The following is a 16,928-nucleotide window of genomic DNA, read 5'->3' as shown; positions in this document are numbered from 1 at the left end:
ATTAATTACATTCAGGGTGCAAAGATACAAAAAAAGTCGTTAGTCGTTAGTGTTTAGTACGCCAATTCACCCTCACACCTAAGCGATAGATAAGGGGAAGGTAAGGGGAAGATAAGGGATAGATAAAAGCCTGTGGGGCTCGCTCCGAATTTGTTTATTTGCTAAATTTTACTACCTTTGCGCCAATAAAATAAGATTTGCTGAGAATATGAAAAGTAAATTTAAAGTAGGGCAACGGGTATGGGTGTCGCCGCAGCTAACAAATAAAACAGACTGGGTGGAAGCGACTATCACTCAAATAGATAACAATCCTTTTGTAGGGATTGTTATCAATGTAAAAACTGACAGTGGGGAACTTTTCTTTGAAAAAGAAGATATGTTCAAATCTTTAGAAGCATTAGAATTATGTACGCTATAGCATTCGACTTGATTATTTCTGAATTAAAAAAACATTACAAAGACCCTTATAACAATGCTTATGCAGAAGTAAAAAAGGTCTTAGAGGAAAATGGTTTTTTCTGGATACAAGGAAGTACCTATGCCACTGAAGGAAATTTAAAGGTGCTTTTTCGCGCTATACAAAGTCTAAAAAATTTACGTTGGTTTTGTCTATCTGTAAGAGATATACGTGCTTTCAAAATAGAAGATTATTCGGACTTTACCGAAGAATTTAAACTAACTATTTAACACATAAAACCTTACTTAATCTGTAATATATTATATATGAATTTCTTTAAAACTTTATTAGCCTCTATATTAGGCTTTTTTATCGCTATAGCGGTATGCTTTATCTTCTTCTTACTCTTTATCTCTATAATGGCGGGCACAGTAATGGGCAGTAGCAAAGAGACCATTAGCATTGAAGACAATTCGGTATTAGAACTCTCGCTAAGTGAACCTTTGGTTGATTACGGCGAACGGGTGTTCTTCAAAGACTTTGATATTACTAACGAAGAATACAACGGACTTAACTCTGTGCTAAGAGCTATCAAAAACGCTAAAACCGACAAACATATCAAGGGTATTGTCCTAAAAAGCGAGGGTAACCTTGGGGGCGTGGCTTTTGCCCAAGAACTGAGAAAAGCCTTGCAGGACTTTAAAACTTCGGGTAAGTTTGTATTGGCTTATAACAACGACATCTCTCAGCTGGATTACTACCTACAAACGGTTGCCGACAAGATTTATCTGCACCCTCTGGGAAGTGTAAACCTGCGTGGTCTCTCTTCTGAAATCTTATTTTTTAAAGATTTGCAAGAAAAAACGGGGGTGAAAATGGAAGTTATCCGTCACGGCAAATACAAAAGTGCGGTAGAACCTTTCTTGGAAAACCAAATGAGTGACAATAACCGCTTGCAAACTACCGAGCTGCTGAAAGCTATGTGGGACGTATTGGCTACTGGTATTGCCGAAAGCAGAGGAATGACCGTAGAAAAAGTGAATGAAATCACTACCCAATTGGGGGGTAGAACGGCTGTTTTGGCTGAGCAAAACGGCTTGGTAGATAGCTTGCTATACCGCGATGAGTTTGAAAAAATCATTTGCGAAAAGGTGGGTGAAGAAGATATTAAAGACGTCAATTTTATTACCATAGAAGATTATGCCGAAGCGGTAATAAAACCTGACACAAGCAAGAAAAAAGAGCTAATAGCGGTAATTTATGCCGATGGTGAAATTATGCAGGGACAAGGACGCTCGGGCGTTATTGGCGATGAAACTATTATTGAGGCACTGCGAAAAGCTACTGATAATGAGGAAGTAAAGGCTATTGTGTTGCGTATCAACTCGCCTGGTGGTGATGCGTTTGCTTCGGAACTGATGCATCGCGAAATTGGCTTGGCTAAGGCTAAGAAAAACGTATACGTTTCGATGGGGAACTATGCGGCTTCGGGCGGTTATTACATTGCTTGTGCTGCTGATAAGATTTTTGCCGAAGAGGGGACTATTACAGGCTCTATAGGGGTATTTGGCGTAATACCCAATGTGAGCACGCTGGCTAAAAATTGGGGCATCAGTGCTGAAACTGTAGCTACTCACCCCAATGCACAACTGTACAGCAGCTTTCAAAAACCTACGGAGCAGTTTCGCAAAGAGATGACCGAATCTATAGAGCAGATATACAGCATATTCTTAGACCGAGTGGCACAAGGGCGTGGCAAAACGACTGCTCAAATAGATAGCATTGCACAAGGCAGGGTATGGAGCGGCAAAGAGGCACTTGCCAAAGGCTTGGTGGACGAAATAGGCAGCCTAAACGATGTAATTGTCTACGCTGCTAAAGAAAACGGACTAAAAGACTACAAAACAATATCGTACCCTGTATTTGAAATGGATTTCAAAGATGTATTCAAGCGTTTTGGGGTACGCCTAATGGGCGAAAACTTGCGCCAAGAGATGGGTGCTCCTGCTTACCAAATTTACCAGCAAGTGAAACGCATTAGCAATCAGCGGGGTATACAAGCGCGTATGGAATACGACCTGAACATACGATAATTGAGGTGTGTTTGATTTAGGCTGCAACGAGTTTTTTAAAAATCAGCTATAACTCAAAAAAAACTAAGGATAGTTTTTAGTTAAACTTTTGTTTTTCAAACTATAAAGTTACTAAAACTATCTTTTTTTATTTATAAAAATCTACTTTTCTTAGGCTGAACTCAGGTTAACTAAAGTTTTTGATTAGGCTTTCTACTATTCCAAAATTTAGTTTTTTTGCTAAACTATAAAGAACTCCTAAAAAATTGCACTTACTACTGGAAGTTACACAATTATTGTAAAGGATTGGACTTTTATATTTTTGTAGGGAGATGTAATTTTGTGCTAGATTTTTTATTCTATTGGTTAGTATGATAATATTTTGTCATTGTTTTATTATAGTTATGCCTTAAAGTTTATAACTTACAATCGTCATACTATATTTTATTAAAATAAACGTGTTTAAACTTTTTTGAGGAACTTGGAGATAAACCCTAATAAAAGCATTCCAATCCAAGTTACATCAAGATACTCATATCTCATTATCAAACCTTTATATCCGTCAAGCCAACCATTTGCTTGTTCAATCTTAAACCTATTTTTGTACAATTCTTCATCAAAATAAACATCTGGTTGCTCTCCATTTCGGGGATTAGGTTTAATATTTGCTATAATTTCTTTGCTTTCTAAAAACTCTCTAAAAGATTTGCTATCAAATCCTGCATCAGCATTGAGAAACAGTCCTTTGTGTTCTATTCCTGCTTCTTCTAAAAAAGCTAAGATTTCTTTTAGTACTTCTTCTATTTCATATAAGTCATTGTGATTTCCTGCTTTAGGACTCCCCATTGCTATCATTTGCCCTTTATTATCACACAAAAAAATGCTATTTGTGGTTACAGATTTTTTTTTTGCTTAATAGATTTAACCATATTCGCTGAAAGCTACCGTCTTTACTCCATTTGTTGAAGTAGTAATAGACATTTTGCTAAGAGATTTCACCTTTTTCAAAATAGCTTTCAATTGGAAGTTCTCTCCATTGTACCCCTGTTTTTAATCTCTTGAGAATCAATAAAAATATTGAAGCTAAATCAAAATTACTTTTAAATCCTCTTTTTCCTACACTTAAAAAGGAAATAATCCATTTATTTATTGTATCTCTGCCCAAAGTTCCTGAATTTTAGTGTTCTTTTTTCTAAACACAAAATTACTAATTTTAGGGAACTTTTACTTCTCTAAAAAGTTTAAACAGCTTCGATTACTTAATCTGAATTTTTTATTTGTAATAGGACTATACCATACAGGATGCCCATTAGCCTGTTTGTTTGTATCATAACAACCAGCTTCCCGTAGTATTTTTTCCAACTCTGAATACTTCATAAAATTCTCCTTTATGCCTACAAAGATAATGCTATTATTTTAAATAGCAAAATATTTTTCATCCTTTACAAATTTCCATTTCTTCTTCAAGCCACTGAGAGAAAGGCATAAGATCCGTATCCTCTTCCCATTCCTCAGGAGGAACATCAGAATAGAACACCCCAAACTGATCTTCTTCGCCCAATACAAATCCTGCCTGATGACCTACATTGGGATAGCAGACTAAAAGGATATGAGGGAATAAATAGACACCTGTCCCCTCGAAGACCTCTTTAGCATAGGATTCCCATTGTTCTGGTGCATAGAACTGGTCGGAAAAACCTCTTTCGTCTTCAAAAAGAGTGCAAGCCCCCAAGGTAAGGAGGAAAGTTTTGAAGTCCTCAGGTAGGCGAACGTTATATTGTTGTTCAAAGCTGGCAAGTTCTTCCTCGGTAACCTTTGCTTGTTGGGTAAAGCGATACATTTCATTGCCATAATGAATAGGCTTTCCTGCACTTTGTTGCAATAGGTTTTGTAGTATTGTAAGGTTTTCTTGGAATGTGCTCATGGTTTTCTATTTTTTTGCAAAGATACTATTTTTTTTGCAATGAAGTATTTGGGTCAATGTTTTTGGGCATAAAATTTTTGAGAAACTTGGAGATAAAATCTAATAGGAACATTCTATTTCAAGTTACATCAAGAAAATAAACATCTGGTTGCACTCCTTTATTAAATTTTCTACACTTAAAAAACTAATAATCCAATGAATTATTGTATCTTTGCACAGAGTTCCTGAATTTTGGTGTTCTTTTTTCTCAAACACAAAATTACTAATTTTCGAGAACTTTTACTTTATTATAGGAAAAAGTTTAAACAGCTTCAATATATTAAGGATAATATGGCAGAAATAGTATTAGTGCCCTGTGCAAAGAAAAAAACAATTGTATTGATACCTTGCTCAAAAAAGAAACAGAAAACACAAGTAAAAGTTAGGGCAAAGGATTTGTATACAAGTAGTTTATTTAAAAAAGGAAAAAGGTATGCTGAATTAAGAAAGCCTGATGCTATCTATATTCTTTCAGATAAATATCATTTATTAGGGCTTGAAAATAAAGTAGAGTACTATGATATTTCTATAAAAGATATGTCATCTGAAGAAAAAAAGGCTTGGGGTAAAAAGGTGATAGCACAATTAGAGCAAGTGGCAGATTTAAAAAATGATAAGTTTATCATTTTGGCAGGAGAGAATTATCTAAAACAAATAAAAGGATTAGAGAATATAGAATTACCCCTAAAAGGGCAAAAACAAGGAGTGCGACTTAGAACTTTGAATGAAGAGATAAATAGATTAGAACAAGAATTTAATAAATAGATGAAATGACATTTTATAATAAAACAGTAAAGAATCATATAGAAGAGTTTTTAAAGCAAGAGAAGAATTTCTTTCACAATGAACGTGACTTTCAAATGCATTTAGCAAGTTTTTTGAAAGATAAGAATTATTACGATAATATTTTCTTAGAATATTCACTTCCTGCTTCAATCTTATATTTAAATACTATGGATGATAGTTCTAAAGTAGAAACAGACATTAGAATTGATATTGTAGTTGAAAAAGATGGAAGTTTTTACCCTATAGAACTTAAGTATAAAACAAAATTAGTTGAAAAAAATAAAGGTTTTTTGGAACGTTTTGGAAAAAAGATAGAAGGTATAGAATTTTTAAAAAATCAGGCAGCCCAAAATATAGGTAGATACTCTTTTTGGAAAGATGTAGAGCGATTAGAAGTAGTAAAAAAATATTTCACGCCTAATATAGTTGCAGGTTTTTGTATTTTTATGACTAATGACCAAAGTTATACTAATACACCTAGAGGAGCTTCAAAAACATTTACAATGGAGGAAGATATAAAGCATAAAGGTAAATTAGATTGGGTAGGTGAGGTAGCAGAGTCTACTAAACGCAGACTTTCTGCTATATGGTTAGATAATGAATATACTATCAAAAAGTGGGATAAAGTTAAAAATAAAGATATAGAATTTTATTATACTATTGTAGAGGTATAATTTTTTTGAATTCAAAAAATTATTAGCGGACTAGTTTAACAAAGGGGCAGCCCCCGAAACCCCATAATAGTGTACAGGTAATTGGCAAAAATGCTTTTGGCAACAATAAATTAGCTACCCTTACTATACCTGCTACAGTTAAAGAAATAAAAGAATGAGTTTTTTGGAATAATCGTCTTACTAGCATTACTTTTGAAGGAACTACACCTCCGATAAAAAGTGATAAGAATAGTAAAACTATTTTTGAAGAGAATAGGATTCAGCATATCTATGTGCCTGCAAGTAGTGTAACGGCTTATAAGGCATTGCTTCCTACTTATCAGAGTTATATAAGTGCTAAATAGACTATAATAACCTTATAACAAAAACACCGCCTAACATTGTGTTAAGTGGTGTTTTGGTTAAGGTAGGTTGGATATAAAAGATAGTAGGAGAAAGTTTTAGCTGCTTTGCACTGTTAATCAGCAAAAAAAATTAACAGAAAATATTTGCTTTTTAAAAAAGAAAGATGTACATTTGTACAGTAGAAATTTAAAAAGTAAGTATTATGAAACGACCTATGATTGAATATACCAAGTTGATTCTTTCAAAAGTAAGTTTTGATCCCAACTTGTTCTACAGAGAGCTTAAAAAAGCCGTTAATTCACTATTGCCTTATGAGGTAGAAGAACTCAAAGAATGGCTAAACGTTTATACTAAAAATAAACCTGAACTGATGCAGTGTGTAACACTGATAGAAAAATAAAATGAAGGAAATCATTAGTGCGCAGAACCCTTTTGTAAAGAAGTTGCTGCAGCTTGCCGAGAAGTCGCGAGTGCGTAAAAAAGAAGGATTATGCGTAATTGAGGGCTTGCGTGAAGTACAATTGGCTATACGGGGTGGCTACGAGCTACAAACAATACTCTATCAGCCTGAATTGCTAAGTGAAAGTGTCTTACAAGAACTACTAACTACATATCATAAGCCTACTGAGGTAATTGCTATCAGCAAAGAGGTGTATGCCAAGCTCAGTTATCGTTCCTCAACCGAGGGGATTATAGCGGTAGCACATACTAAAAACCACAACTTAGAGGGTTTTATAGCCGACAAGGAGGATTTGCTGCTATTGGTAGCCGAAGCCCCCGAAAAACCGGGGAATATAGGTGCCCTATTGCGTACCGCTGATGCGGCTCATATAGATGGTGTTATTATCGCTAACCCCAAAACCGACCTTTATAACCCTAATATCATACGTTCTAGTGTAGGTTGTGTGTTTACCGTGCCAATAGCGATGGGCACTACTGCCGAAGTGCTAAACTTTTTGCAAACAAAGCACATCAATAGTTATTGTGCGGCACTTACGGCATCGAAGCCTTATTACGAAGTATCACTCAAAGGGCGTACCGCTATAGTAGTAGGCACTGAAGATGAAGGGCTTACCGATGAATGGCTGGAGCAAAGCACTCAGAATATCATTATTCCTATGGAGGGTGTAATAGACTCTATGAATGTATCGGTAGCGGCTGCCGTACTTATATTTGAAGCCAAACGACAACGCAAAGCGTAATTGTTTAGAATCATAAAAGCTGCCCAGAAGGTCTTGCGACTTTCTGGGCAGCTTTGTTATTGGTCTTCTTTGTTAAAAAGTAACTTTCAGAACAAATTCGTGTGTATTCTTCAATTTGGCGTTAAGTCCTTCTTGGAAGACGGTTTCAAAACCATAACCCACTGATACGTAATATTTAGGGATATTGAATAACGCATAAATATTCATCGTATTGAGACTGCGATAAGTAAGCCCTGCGTCTAACACATTGCGGTACAATAGCGCTGCAGTGATATTAGCTTGTGCCTCTCCGCCTTGGGTAATTGAAGCTTGCAAACTAGGGCGCAAGGTAAAATCGGGGGTGAGTGTATAGTAATACCCTCCTTGAGCATAGAACACCATTTGAGATGAAACGGAAGTTACTACCTCGTTTTCTACCTTAGTTTTATCGGAAGCCAATAAATTAGGCACTGATAAACCTGCGTACCATTTGTGAGCTTGGTAATAGACCCCTACCCCTACATTGGGTTGGAACTTTCCTGAAACGCCTTGCAAATAAGGGTCGTTTTGAGGGTTGAAAGTTCTAAAACGGGTAGCGTCAATATTAAATAGGTCGCCCCCAGCTTTTAGTCCCAATTGCAGTGTAGATACACTATCAATAGCAAGACCATAAGCAAAATCGGCATAGATAGCAGTTTGACGTTGCACAAACACTTTTTGGTTTACTACCTGAGCACCGAGTTTTACATTATTGGTAATGCGGTGGGTGGTGTTAAAGGATTGCAATTGGTGGTTATCAGAGCCCTGCAAGTGATTGCGAAGGTTAAGCAAGAAAGTATGCCCCTTCTCGGCACCTGCAGCTGCAGGATTCACCACGTTTTGCAATTGGTGATAAAACACATAGTTAGTTTCTTGGGCTTTGGCAAGCCACACATAGCACATTGTTACTGATAATAATAATATTTTCTTCATTTTATATGGGGTTAATAATTAATATATATCCAACCTTCGAGGGTAGTTTTACCAGCTATAGTAAATTTGTAGTAATAGCTACCTTGTGGCACTTTCTTACCGTCAATACCTATACCGTCCCAGCCTTCATTTTCATTCTGACTATTATAACCACTCTTTTCATACACTAACTGTTGGTTACCATTATATATTTTCAGGTTGTTATTGGGGTAGAACGACACACGGCGAATGTACAATCTGTCATTGATACCATCACCATTAGGGGTAAAGGCATTAGGGATAAGTACTATCTCATTAGGGGTATCGTCTTGTGCATTAGCTACTCCATCACCATCAATATCGGGGTCGCAGGCATCGCCTATACCATCTTTATCGGTGTCGGCTTGGTCTGTATTAGGAGTACGAGGGCAGTTATCTTGGTCGTTAGGGATACCATCACCATCCATATCGTCATCACAAACATCGCCTATGCCGTCACCATCAAGGTCGGCTTGGTCTGGATTGGCTACTGTGCGGCAATTGTCATTCACGTCTAAGACTCCATCACCGTCATCATCGTCATCACAAGCATCGCCTATACCATCTCCGTCAGTATCTGTTTGGGAAGAGTTGGATACTTTAGAGCAATTATCTTGTCCGTTAAGTACACCGTCATTATCCATATCGGAGTCACACTCATCGCCTATACCATCTCCGTCTATATCAGACTGGTTGGGGTTAGGTTTATCGGGGCAGTTATCGTTGTTATTTTTGATACCGTCATTATCGCGGTCATCACTACATACATCGCCTATACCATCGTGGTTAGCATCTTCTTGACCTGAATTTGCAACTTTAGGGCAATTGTCATCCACGTCTAAGACTCCATCACCATCATCATCGTCATCACAAGCATCGCCTATACCATCACTATCGGTATCCAATTGGTCGGCATTAGGGGTATCGGGGCAGTTATCGTTGGCGTTGGGCACACCATCACCATCGCGGTCGTTATCGCACACATCGCCTATGCCATCACCATCGCTGTCGGCTTGGTTGGAATTGGCAACAAAGATACAGTTGTCTTGGCTATCTAATAAGCCATCATTATCGGTATCTTCATCTATCTTCACGATTACCTTTTCACCTTGGTTTACTGCCAAGTAAATATTTCCTACAGGCTTAATCATTATTCTACCTTGCCGAGTAGCCAATGTACTAGTAACTGTAAAGGTATAAGAACCTGTATTAGGGATATTTTCGGCAATTGTTTTATTGAAGTTTTGACCATCTAAAGCAAAGTAGATAGTAACACTTCGGGTGTTTATGGGAGCTTTATCGGTATCGGCTACGTTCCAAGTAATGGTTTGGGTAGTACCGAAGAACCAATAAGCATCTTTTTTCTGAGAAGTAATTTCGAAGGGTCCTGCTTCGGCTACGTTTATAGTTGTAGTGCTGTAAACGGTGCTACCAGCGGTTTGGTCGGTATCGCGGTCGGCACGGTCGCCTCCAAATTTTCTATCGGAAACCACGAAAGCCCATTTCATTGAACGTTTTACAGTAGCTACTGTTTCCCACGAACTACGATTAGTAGGGTTGCGCTGGGTGAGCTTGCCCTCTAATATTTGAGAGAAGCGAGGTACATAACGCTCGTTGGAACGAGTAGGTGGTATAGCACGTGTTAAAGGTCCTTTTTTATTAACTGATGAGAACACTTCATAGCTAATAGAGCCATTAGCATCGTCTTCTTGCTCCCAAGTGTAGTAAAGGTCATCGTTATCGGTATCGGTAGCGGTAGCTTTTAGCAAATAAGCTGTACCATTAGGGATGGTATATTCAGGCAAATCGCCTATTTCGGGAGGGGTGTTGCTTAGGGGAGTAACCGTAAGGCAAGGGCGTGTTTTCATATGCTCCATAATTTGCTTTACGTTTACGTGGTTGAAGTAAGCATCCGAGCGAGGTTGCACATCATCGGCTCCTGATATACCTGCATAGCCCATAATGGTAGAGCCACTACCAGGTTCTACTTGCACTCCCGATCTTTCTCCATTGAGGTTATGCACGTGGTTAGCACCCATTTGGTGTCCTAACTCGTGCGCAAAGAAATCGATATCAAATCTATCTAAATCTTGCCCCACGCTCACATCACCCGCAGAGAAACCACCACCTTTTTTGCCAGCCTCGCATATACAGCCTATACAGCCTGCATTACCATTAGCTCTGGTTGTATTGTCAAAAACGTGCCCTACATCGTAGTTGGCAGAGCCCACTTTGGTATCCAAAAAGTCTTGCAGAGGCTTCCCTGTCCAATACATATTAAGCCTTCCCTCAAACACATCGTCTGATTTGTTATCAATGATTATATTTTCACCTGATACCAACTGAAATTCTATAGACATTTGTCGTCTATACACTTGGTTTACGCGTTGCACTGCCGATACTAACTGTGCCAATGTAGCAGCCTTTGTACCGAAGCGTTGGGTATAGTTGTGGGTAGTAGCAATAGCGATACGTATTTTTCGCAACTTATTACCCGAACTATAGTCGTTACGTGCTGTGTGGGAACGCTGAGTGAGCCCATCGTTGTCTTCGTGAGTGTTTATCGCAGCGCCACCTTGGGTTGTAGTGTTACAAGTGAAGCGCATTGCCTCTTGTGCAGCCGAGCGGTTGTAAGCCTTATAGCGTTTGCCTTTTTTGTCATCGGCTTGCACAAATGAGAAGTCTAAATCATCGCTAAACATCACAGTTAAGCCTGCGGGTGAATAGGTAAAGCTCACCTCTTTGGTGGGGTTGGTAGCCGAATAGCCTGCATAGGATTCAATTTTAGGATACTTGGCTGCCATTTCGGGGGAAAGCACTTGTATTTTCTTTACCTGAAACATCTCAAATTCGCCTTTGCCATTAGGCAATTGCACGCTGATATACTCGCCACGCTGGGAGCTTCGGTCGTGTAAAGCTTTTCCAAAGAGCTTTTTATCAAGAGAATAGTAGTAATAGCCTTCTGCTTGTGGGCTATTGTTGTGGGTACGCCGTGAGCTACCGTCAAGCGGCTGCCAGTACCCTTGCGCCAATACACTTCCTAGGCATAGGAAGTAAATGATAATTGCTAATCTGTACATCGATACTATTATTTATATATTACGAATATTTTTGCCGCAAAAACTTTGCCAAAATTACGCTCTTATTTCAGTAGTTCATACTCAAATGATGGATAACCACGTTTGCCTTCATCATTTTTATAGCCCAGCATCTTTATTTTGAAATAGTTTTCGTTGTTATCTTTCACTACAAAAATAAGGTCATCACGCAATTTATCGTTAATAGGGTCACGCCAAACTCTACCAAAATACATTTGGTTATTGTATTTTTCATCATTAAAATTCACTTTCAATGCTTTTTCTTTAGTATATAATGGATAACGGCGGTCTCTTTCTTCTTTATCAGTGTATTTGAAGAAAGTGTTACGAGTGCCCCCGTGTATATTTACGGTTACAATATCGGGAAAAAAGGCTACTCCATTAGCAGGGTTACTTGCTTGTTCTCTGTTAGCTCCTCTCCAGCTGGTATAGGTAGTAAAGCACAAGTCCCAATTTTTCTTTTTAGGTTGAACGCGTACGTAGTTGCCTGTGCTTAAGTTTAGGAAGACAAAATTGTAAGCAGGGTCTTTTTTTACGATAATTGTTTTAAAGTCGTCAGGGCGTGAAACATTGTGATCGGCATAAGTAATTTTATACCCTTGTTCGTGGCGTACAATTTTAATTTTCTTCCAGCCACGGTGGTCGCCCAGCGTATTTACCCCTCCTACTTTGGGTTCTACCTCACTAACGGTATAGCCCATATTTAGCAAGTATATTTTGTTGTCTTGGTCTCTTTCGGCTATTTGGGCAATGGCAGTACCTGTACCTTTTGTTCCATTTCCTCTAAACAAACCACTTGGTTCGTCAATATAATGATTGGCAATAGGCATATTAAGATTGGTGTTATCTTTACCCACTATCATAGACTCATCTTTTTGAATAAAGGTTTCTAATTTATCATTATCAGTAGGCTTAACAGTCATTGCCAAAGAAGCGTTTAGGATAACGCGAAAGTCGTCATTACCGCAATAGAACGCCAAGTCCCAAGCATCGCGTTTTACTACAAAAGTTTCTTTGGTAGAAAGGTCTACGTACACTTGGTTAGGCTCGTTAGCTCCGCCTACATTGGGAGTTATCAGATAGCGTGTTTCGGGGGTAACTGTAGTGTAACCATTGGCTTTGCCGTCATCGGGTAGCGGTTCTGGTGAAGTTTCATTGGTAGCCGCAGTATTGGTTACTGTACCTTTATCGGGCGTAGGGAGAGTTTTTTTCACCTCGTTAGTATCTTCGTCGTTTTTGCAACCTACTGTTGCCAACATACTCATTGCTGAAATAAATAAAATAAACTTTTTCATATGAAATGATGTTTTTTAATGATTAATATTCAAGTTGAAAGTGAGTTTTGCGTAAAAGCTACGCCCCGCACTCAATGGGAAGTTTAGCGTAGTAGTTTGCCCTGTGAGCGAAGTGCGTGTATAATTGATATCTACCACATTCAGGAGGTTACGCACTCCTAAGGAACATTCTAAGCGCTTGTGCAAGAAAAGTTTCTGTACCGAAGCATCTACAAAGCCATAGGGGTCGGTATCTGCTACCTGATAGCCTGTGGAAGTGGTTACCCAACGTTGTGCGCGCCCTACAAACTTATAGTATGCCGCAGCCGAAAAAAGCGGACTAAACTGATAGGCTACGCCAAGATTGGCATTCAGGTTTAGCAAAAACCTGTCATCGGTATAAAACTTTTCGGTTTTCATTTGCTGACTTATCCATACTAAGGAAGCCCCCAAAGATAGCTCGCATTTGTTTATTTTGAAATTATGCGAAGTAATCACGTTGTAGTTATAATATTTGCTTACGTTGATAAATTGCATACTTGGAGTACCATTTTCTATATCGAGCAAGGCATTTTCTATTTTATTGGTAATATTGTTATAACTCAATGCCAAATTATTTACCATTGTTAGGCTACCTTTATCATCAAAGACAGTTGTTTTTTTGGCATTTGTCTCGAAGGTGAGTGAGCGTTCGGGTAAGAGGTTTTCATTGCCTATAAACGAGTGTCCGCTGAAGATGTTACGCGTGTAGAGCTCTTCAAACGAAGGGGTGCGGTAGGCTTGTCCTGCCGAAGCACGCCACTCTATATTACGCCCAAACAGATACCTGCCCGACAGGGAATAAGCGTATTGGTTATCAAACAATTTTTGAAAAGAGTAACGCCCTCCAGGTCGTAATGAAAGCTTATCGGTGAGATTTACTTCCAGTACCGAATAGAGGTCGTAATTATCTACATTTTTGGTTACTTGCTTGATGGTTTGTCCTTCGTTTTTGATGTCGGAAAAGCCAATATTATGCGTAAGCTCATAGCCCACTTGCAGGTTATACCTTTTGTTAGCAAACGGTCGGCTGGCATAGCCGGTGCTGTAATACACATTCATAGACTGTGTTTTGCGCTTTTCGTGTCCTATTTCCTGCTGGTATTCTATCATATAGCGGAATTTATCTTCTTCTTGTTCCTGATATTGATAAGAAAAAGAAGCGTTGTAACGCCATAGTCCTTCTTTGCCATTGAGGTTCAGGTGGTGATAGTTGCGCATAAACTTAGTGCGCCTGTCATCGCCATAGGTATATTCATCATAGATAGGGCTATAGGTAGTTTCGGCAGTACGATCGAAGAACCTGAAGAGGTTGTCCATACGTTCAAACTTGTACAACAGCGAAAAGTCTTTGCGCTGGTATGAGAGCATAGCCGAGGTTTGCAACATTTCATAAGGACTGCGCTTATAGCCACGTTTTTCATCGGTTTTTAAGTAATTTTTACCTTTAAACTCGCCGTAATAGCCATTAAACACGGTGCGGTTAGTACCCAATGAAGCCACCCAACCTTTGGCAAGTTGCGCTGTAGCTTTGAAGTTCTGCAAGTGCTTACCTTTATTCACCCAATTGTATTCTTTGCCGATGGCTTCCTCTTGCAATGAGTAGCGCAATTGCCATTGCTGTTGGGTAGTGCGTTTGGTGATGATGTTCAGTATTCCTGTTACAGCATTAGCCCCGTGCGTTACCGCCATAGCACCTTCTACAATCTCTATGCGCTCTACATCTTCCAAGTTTACCTGCGAAAGGTCGGTATTGTTACCAAAACCGTTTTCGCCCACCAAGGGTACGTTATCTACCAGCACTTTGAAGTATTTAGCATCTAAACCGAAGAGCGATACGGTTTGTTTACCCGTATTCTCATCGGGGCGAATGGTGATATTCAGGTATTGATTGAGTACATCGGCAAGGGTAGTAGCGCCCATTCTGCTTATTTGGGCACTACTGATTACTTGCACGTTTTGCACTGCTTTTTTAAGTGATTGTGGCTCTATTTGTGCAGATACTACCACCTCTTGCAAATCTATTACCTTATCGGCTTTTTCATCATTGGGTTGTGCTAATACCGCTAAGGGCATCAGTACTATTATGCACAGCCAAGTTTTAAGGGTTGTTACTTCCATCGTGGGGTACGCTTATAGATTTCTTCTTCCAGCTCGTTGCCCACCCAACGGTAAATGATGAGTTGGTCTTTGGTATATTCAAATTCGGTAAGCCCCACTTTATTGAAGCGTTTAGAGCGAGCCTCTATAACTCTCAAGTTGGGCAATACCCTATAAGTACCTTCAAAAAGCACTAACTTGCAACCTGCTTTTATCTTATATTGGTGAATTTCAATATTATTCCCGTCAAAGACAATTTTTTGTTGGCTGCGGCAGTTGCTATTGGTAAGCACCCAGTCATAATCATACCTGCCATCACGCCTCAGGTGGTGTATGTACCAAGTACCGATGAGCTCTTTTTGCAAGTCATATTTGTAATCTTTCTCATAAGTACTTGTTTGCACGCCTCCCGATTGGTTTTTATATACCAACGTGAGTGTATTGCTCACAATGGTATAGTCATAATTTTCGGTATTAGCGTCTGTTTGCAACACGACCTTGTTGGTAGTAACCGTATAAGTAAGCGCTTCAGGTATAGGCTTGCAGTCATCTTCTGTTTTTTGGTAGAAGGTACGAGTGAGCGTTCCATCTCGTTTAAACAATAGCGATGATTTGCGGGCACAATTTTCTAAGATAAGTGTATCTTTGTTATTGATAATATTCATCAAACGCCATTCACCTACTATGGGGTGAGGTGGAGTTTCGGGCACATCGGGGGTTACCTCTGGCTGTTGTTCTTTATTGCAAGCCACCAAGCCGCACAACACACATAACACTATGATAAATAAACTCTTTTTCATATATATTTACTTATCGGGTGAATGATGATAAAGGTTTAATCTTTGTTTTATCGAGATAAGAAGCCCAGTCGCTATTCTTGTAAGTCTCTATACTTTCATCGGGCACGTAGATATTTACCCTATTCCCAAATGAGATGTGGTAAGCAGGATAAGCAGGTGGTGTTTTGGAGCGGATAATCACACTTTGCACGTTGGAACAACGTTCAAAAGGTGTATTACTACCCATTCTGCCCAAGCTTGCTGGGAGATCTATGACCTTCAGTGAAGTACAGAAAGCGAAAGCATTACTATCTACTTGTTCTACCCCTTCGGGCAGTTTCAGTTCGGTAATGTTTTTCCATTCGTGGAAGGCATCACGTCCTATTTTTTTCACGGTATGCGGTATTTTGATACTTTCGGCTATGCAGCCCACAAAGGCAAATTCGCCAATTTCTTCTATACCGTCTTCTAAATTGATATACTTAAGCCTTTCGCAACCTGTAAGGATACCGCGTTCAATTTTGCGCAAGCTCCCTGGTAGTGTAATAGCCTCTAAGTATTGCAATCCCGAAAAGGCGCGCATTCCTATTTTTTTCACTCCACGATTGATTATAAGCGAGCGGACGGCATACGACTCTGGTATTCCGAACTCTAATTCATTTCTGAATGCGCCGGCAGCGATTTCGGTTACCTTATTTAAACGACTATCTGTGCGCATATCAATAAATAGTGTTTGTGTGTTGAACCATGCTAATAGAGTTGTGCCGTCTTCGCTCAGCCTATAGTTTGGTAAATCATTGGGAGGAGTTTGCGGTACTCCGCCAATTTCCACTCCTTGTCCCCAGCCTTGTGCTGTTTTAGGCCCGTAAAGTTTTACGGCTTGAGTATCAATATAAAGGTCACCTATTTTACCTATTGTTGTTGCAGGGCGGGTAGCACCCGAATGTATGGTATTGGGTTCTTCTAAGCTATGGCTACTCACCAAACGGATAGGTGTGCCTATCCAGCCTGTTTCGGCTTTAGGCCCATAGAGCAATCCTGTAAGTCTATCAATATAGTAGTCGCCTATACGCCCAGTATCTAATGCTGGAGTTCCTGCGTTTAGCCATATTTTGGTACCGCGTTTTACGGTTACTTTTTCAAGTGTTTCTTTGACACAAGCCGTAGGCAAAGTAAGTAACATCACCCCCAATAAGGCAGCTGTAATAACTTTTTTCATCATCTGATTTT

16 protein-coding genes are annotated in these 16,928 nt (G+C 39.2%); 7 read left to right on the top strand and 9 right to left on the bottom strand.

Going from position 1 to position 16,928, the window contains the following annotated elements:
- Positions 1 to 208 precede the first annotated feature (208 nt).
- The 3 genes from J4N46_RS03675 to sppA are packed head-to-tail and all read left to right on the top strand — an operon-like array spanning position 209 to position 2,490.
- The gene (locus J4N46_RS03675; RefSeq protein WP_009751379.1) at positions 209 to 418 is read left to right on the top strand and encodes a hypothetical protein; all 210 of its coding nucleotides are present in this window, start codon (positions 209 to 211) and stop codon (positions 416 to 418) included.
- On the top strand, positions 406 to 687 hold the full coding sequence (locus tag J4N46_RS03670; RefSeq protein ID WP_009751378.1) for a virulence protein: 282 nt from the start codon (positions 406 to 408) through the stop codon (positions 685 to 687). Before J4N46_RS03675 ends, J4N46_RS03670 begins: the two co-directional genes overlap by 13 nt.
- A 36-nt stretch (positions 688 to 723) precedes the next feature.
- A complete protein-coding gene (sppA, locus tag J4N46_RS03665) occupies positions 724 to 2,490 on the top strand; it encodes a signal peptide peptidase SppA (RefSeq protein ID WP_208058196.1) in 1,767 nt (588 codons plus the stop codon).
- Positions 2,491 to 2,931: 441 nt separating this feature from the next.
- Here the strand turns inward: sppA and J4N46_RS12630 are convergent, their stop codons facing one another.
- From J4N46_RS12630 to J4N46_RS03655, 3 genes are all read right to left on the bottom strand, one after another.
- On the bottom strand, positions 2,932 to 3,324 hold the full coding sequence (locus J4N46_RS12630; RefSeq protein WP_236013634.1) for a transposase: 393 nt from the start codon (positions 3,322 to 3,324) through the stop codon (positions 2,932 to 2,934).
- Between the two features lie 130 nt (positions 3,325 to 3,454).
- Positions 3,455 to 3,634: a hypothetical protein gene (locus tag J4N46_RS12625; protein ID WP_236013631.1), complete on the bottom strand. Its 180-nt coding sequence runs from the start codon at positions 3,632 to 3,634 to the stop codon at positions 3,455 to 3,457.
- 270 nt (positions 3,635 to 3,904) lie between these two features.
- Positions 3,905 to 4,393, bottom strand: coding sequence for an SMI1/KNR4 family protein (locus tag J4N46_RS03655; protein WP_009416532.1), 489 nt, complete (start codon positions 4,391 to 4,393; stop codon positions 3,905 to 3,907).
- Between the two features lie 330 nt (positions 4,394 to 4,723).
- Between J4N46_RS03655 and J4N46_RS03650 the strand changes: the two genes are divergently transcribed.
- From J4N46_RS03650 to J4N46_RS03635, 4 genes are all read left to right on the top strand, one after another.
- The gene (locus J4N46_RS03650) at positions 4,724 to 5,197 is read left to right on the top strand and encodes a DUF6884 domain-containing protein (protein WP_236013628.1); all 474 of its coding nucleotides are present in this window, start codon (positions 4,724 to 4,726) and stop codon (positions 5,195 to 5,197) included.
- A 5-nt stretch (positions 5,198 to 5,202) separates the two neighbouring features.
- A complete protein-coding gene (locus tag J4N46_RS03645; protein ID WP_208058195.1) occupies positions 5,203 to 5,892 on the top strand; it encodes a hypothetical protein in 690 nt (229 codons plus the stop codon).
- 547 nt (positions 5,893 to 6,439) lie between these two features.
- The gene (locus tag J4N46_RS03640) at positions 6,440 to 6,637 is read left to right on the top strand and encodes a hypothetical protein (protein ID WP_009751375.1); all 198 of its coding nucleotides are present in this window, start codon (positions 6,440 to 6,442) and stop codon (positions 6,635 to 6,637) included.
- 1 nt (position 6,638) lies between these two features.
- Complete coding sequence (locus tag J4N46_RS03635; RefSeq protein WP_208058194.1) at positions 6,639 to 7,439, top strand: TrmH family RNA methyltransferase; 801 nt, start codon at positions 6,639 to 6,641, stop codon at positions 7,437 to 7,439.
- Positions 7,440 to 7,511: 72 nt separating this feature from the next.
- On the opposite strand, the gene J4N46_RS03630 is transcribed toward J4N46_RS03635, so the two are convergent.
- The 6 genes from J4N46_RS03630 to J4N46_RS03605 form a co-directional block, all read right to left on the bottom strand.
- On the bottom strand, positions 7,512 to 8,390 hold the full coding sequence (locus J4N46_RS03630; RefSeq protein ID WP_208058193.1) for a PorP/SprF family type IX secretion system membrane protein: 879 nt from the start codon (positions 8,388 to 8,390) through the stop codon (positions 7,512 to 7,514).
- Between the two features lie 11 nt (positions 8,391 to 8,401).
- Positions 8,402 to 11,488, bottom strand: a complete 3,087-nt coding sequence (locus J4N46_RS03625; protein ID WP_208058192.1) for a thrombospondin type 3 repeat-containing protein — start codon at positions 11,486 to 11,488, stop codon at positions 8,402 to 8,404.
- A gap of 62 nt (positions 11,489 to 11,550) precedes the next feature.
- Positions 11,551 to 12,801, bottom strand: coding sequence for an HmuY family protein (locus J4N46_RS03620; protein WP_208058191.1), 1,251 nt, complete (start codon positions 12,799 to 12,801; stop codon positions 11,551 to 11,553).
- Between the two features lie 15 nt (positions 12,802 to 12,816).
- Entirely contained in the window at positions 12,817 to 14,940 is a 2,124-nt protein-coding gene (locus J4N46_RS03615) for a TonB-dependent receptor plug domain-containing protein (protein WP_208058190.1), read from the bottom strand.
- Positions 14,931 to 15,719, bottom strand: coding sequence for a lipocalin-like domain-containing protein (locus J4N46_RS03610; RefSeq protein ID WP_208058189.1), 789 nt, complete (start codon positions 15,717 to 15,719; stop codon positions 14,931 to 14,933). Before J4N46_RS03610 ends, J4N46_RS03615 begins: the two co-directional genes overlap by 10 nt.
- A 10-nt stretch (positions 15,720 to 15,729) precedes the next feature.
- Positions 15,730 to 16,917: a leucine-rich repeat domain-containing protein gene (locus J4N46_RS03605; protein WP_208058188.1), complete on the bottom strand. Its 1,188-nt coding sequence runs from the start codon at positions 16,915 to 16,917 to the stop codon at positions 15,730 to 15,732.
- Positions 16,918 to 16,928: the final 11 nt, after the last annotated feature.

Origin of the sequence: Capnocytophaga bilenii (assembly GCF_017565765.1) — a bacterium.
GTDB lineage: Bacteria > Bacteroidota > Bacteroidia > Flavobacteriales > Flavobacteriaceae > Capnocytophaga > Capnocytophaga bilenii.
The sequence above is the reverse complement of the archived record's forward strand: the minus strand, read 5'-3'. Positions and strand labels throughout refer to the sequence as shown.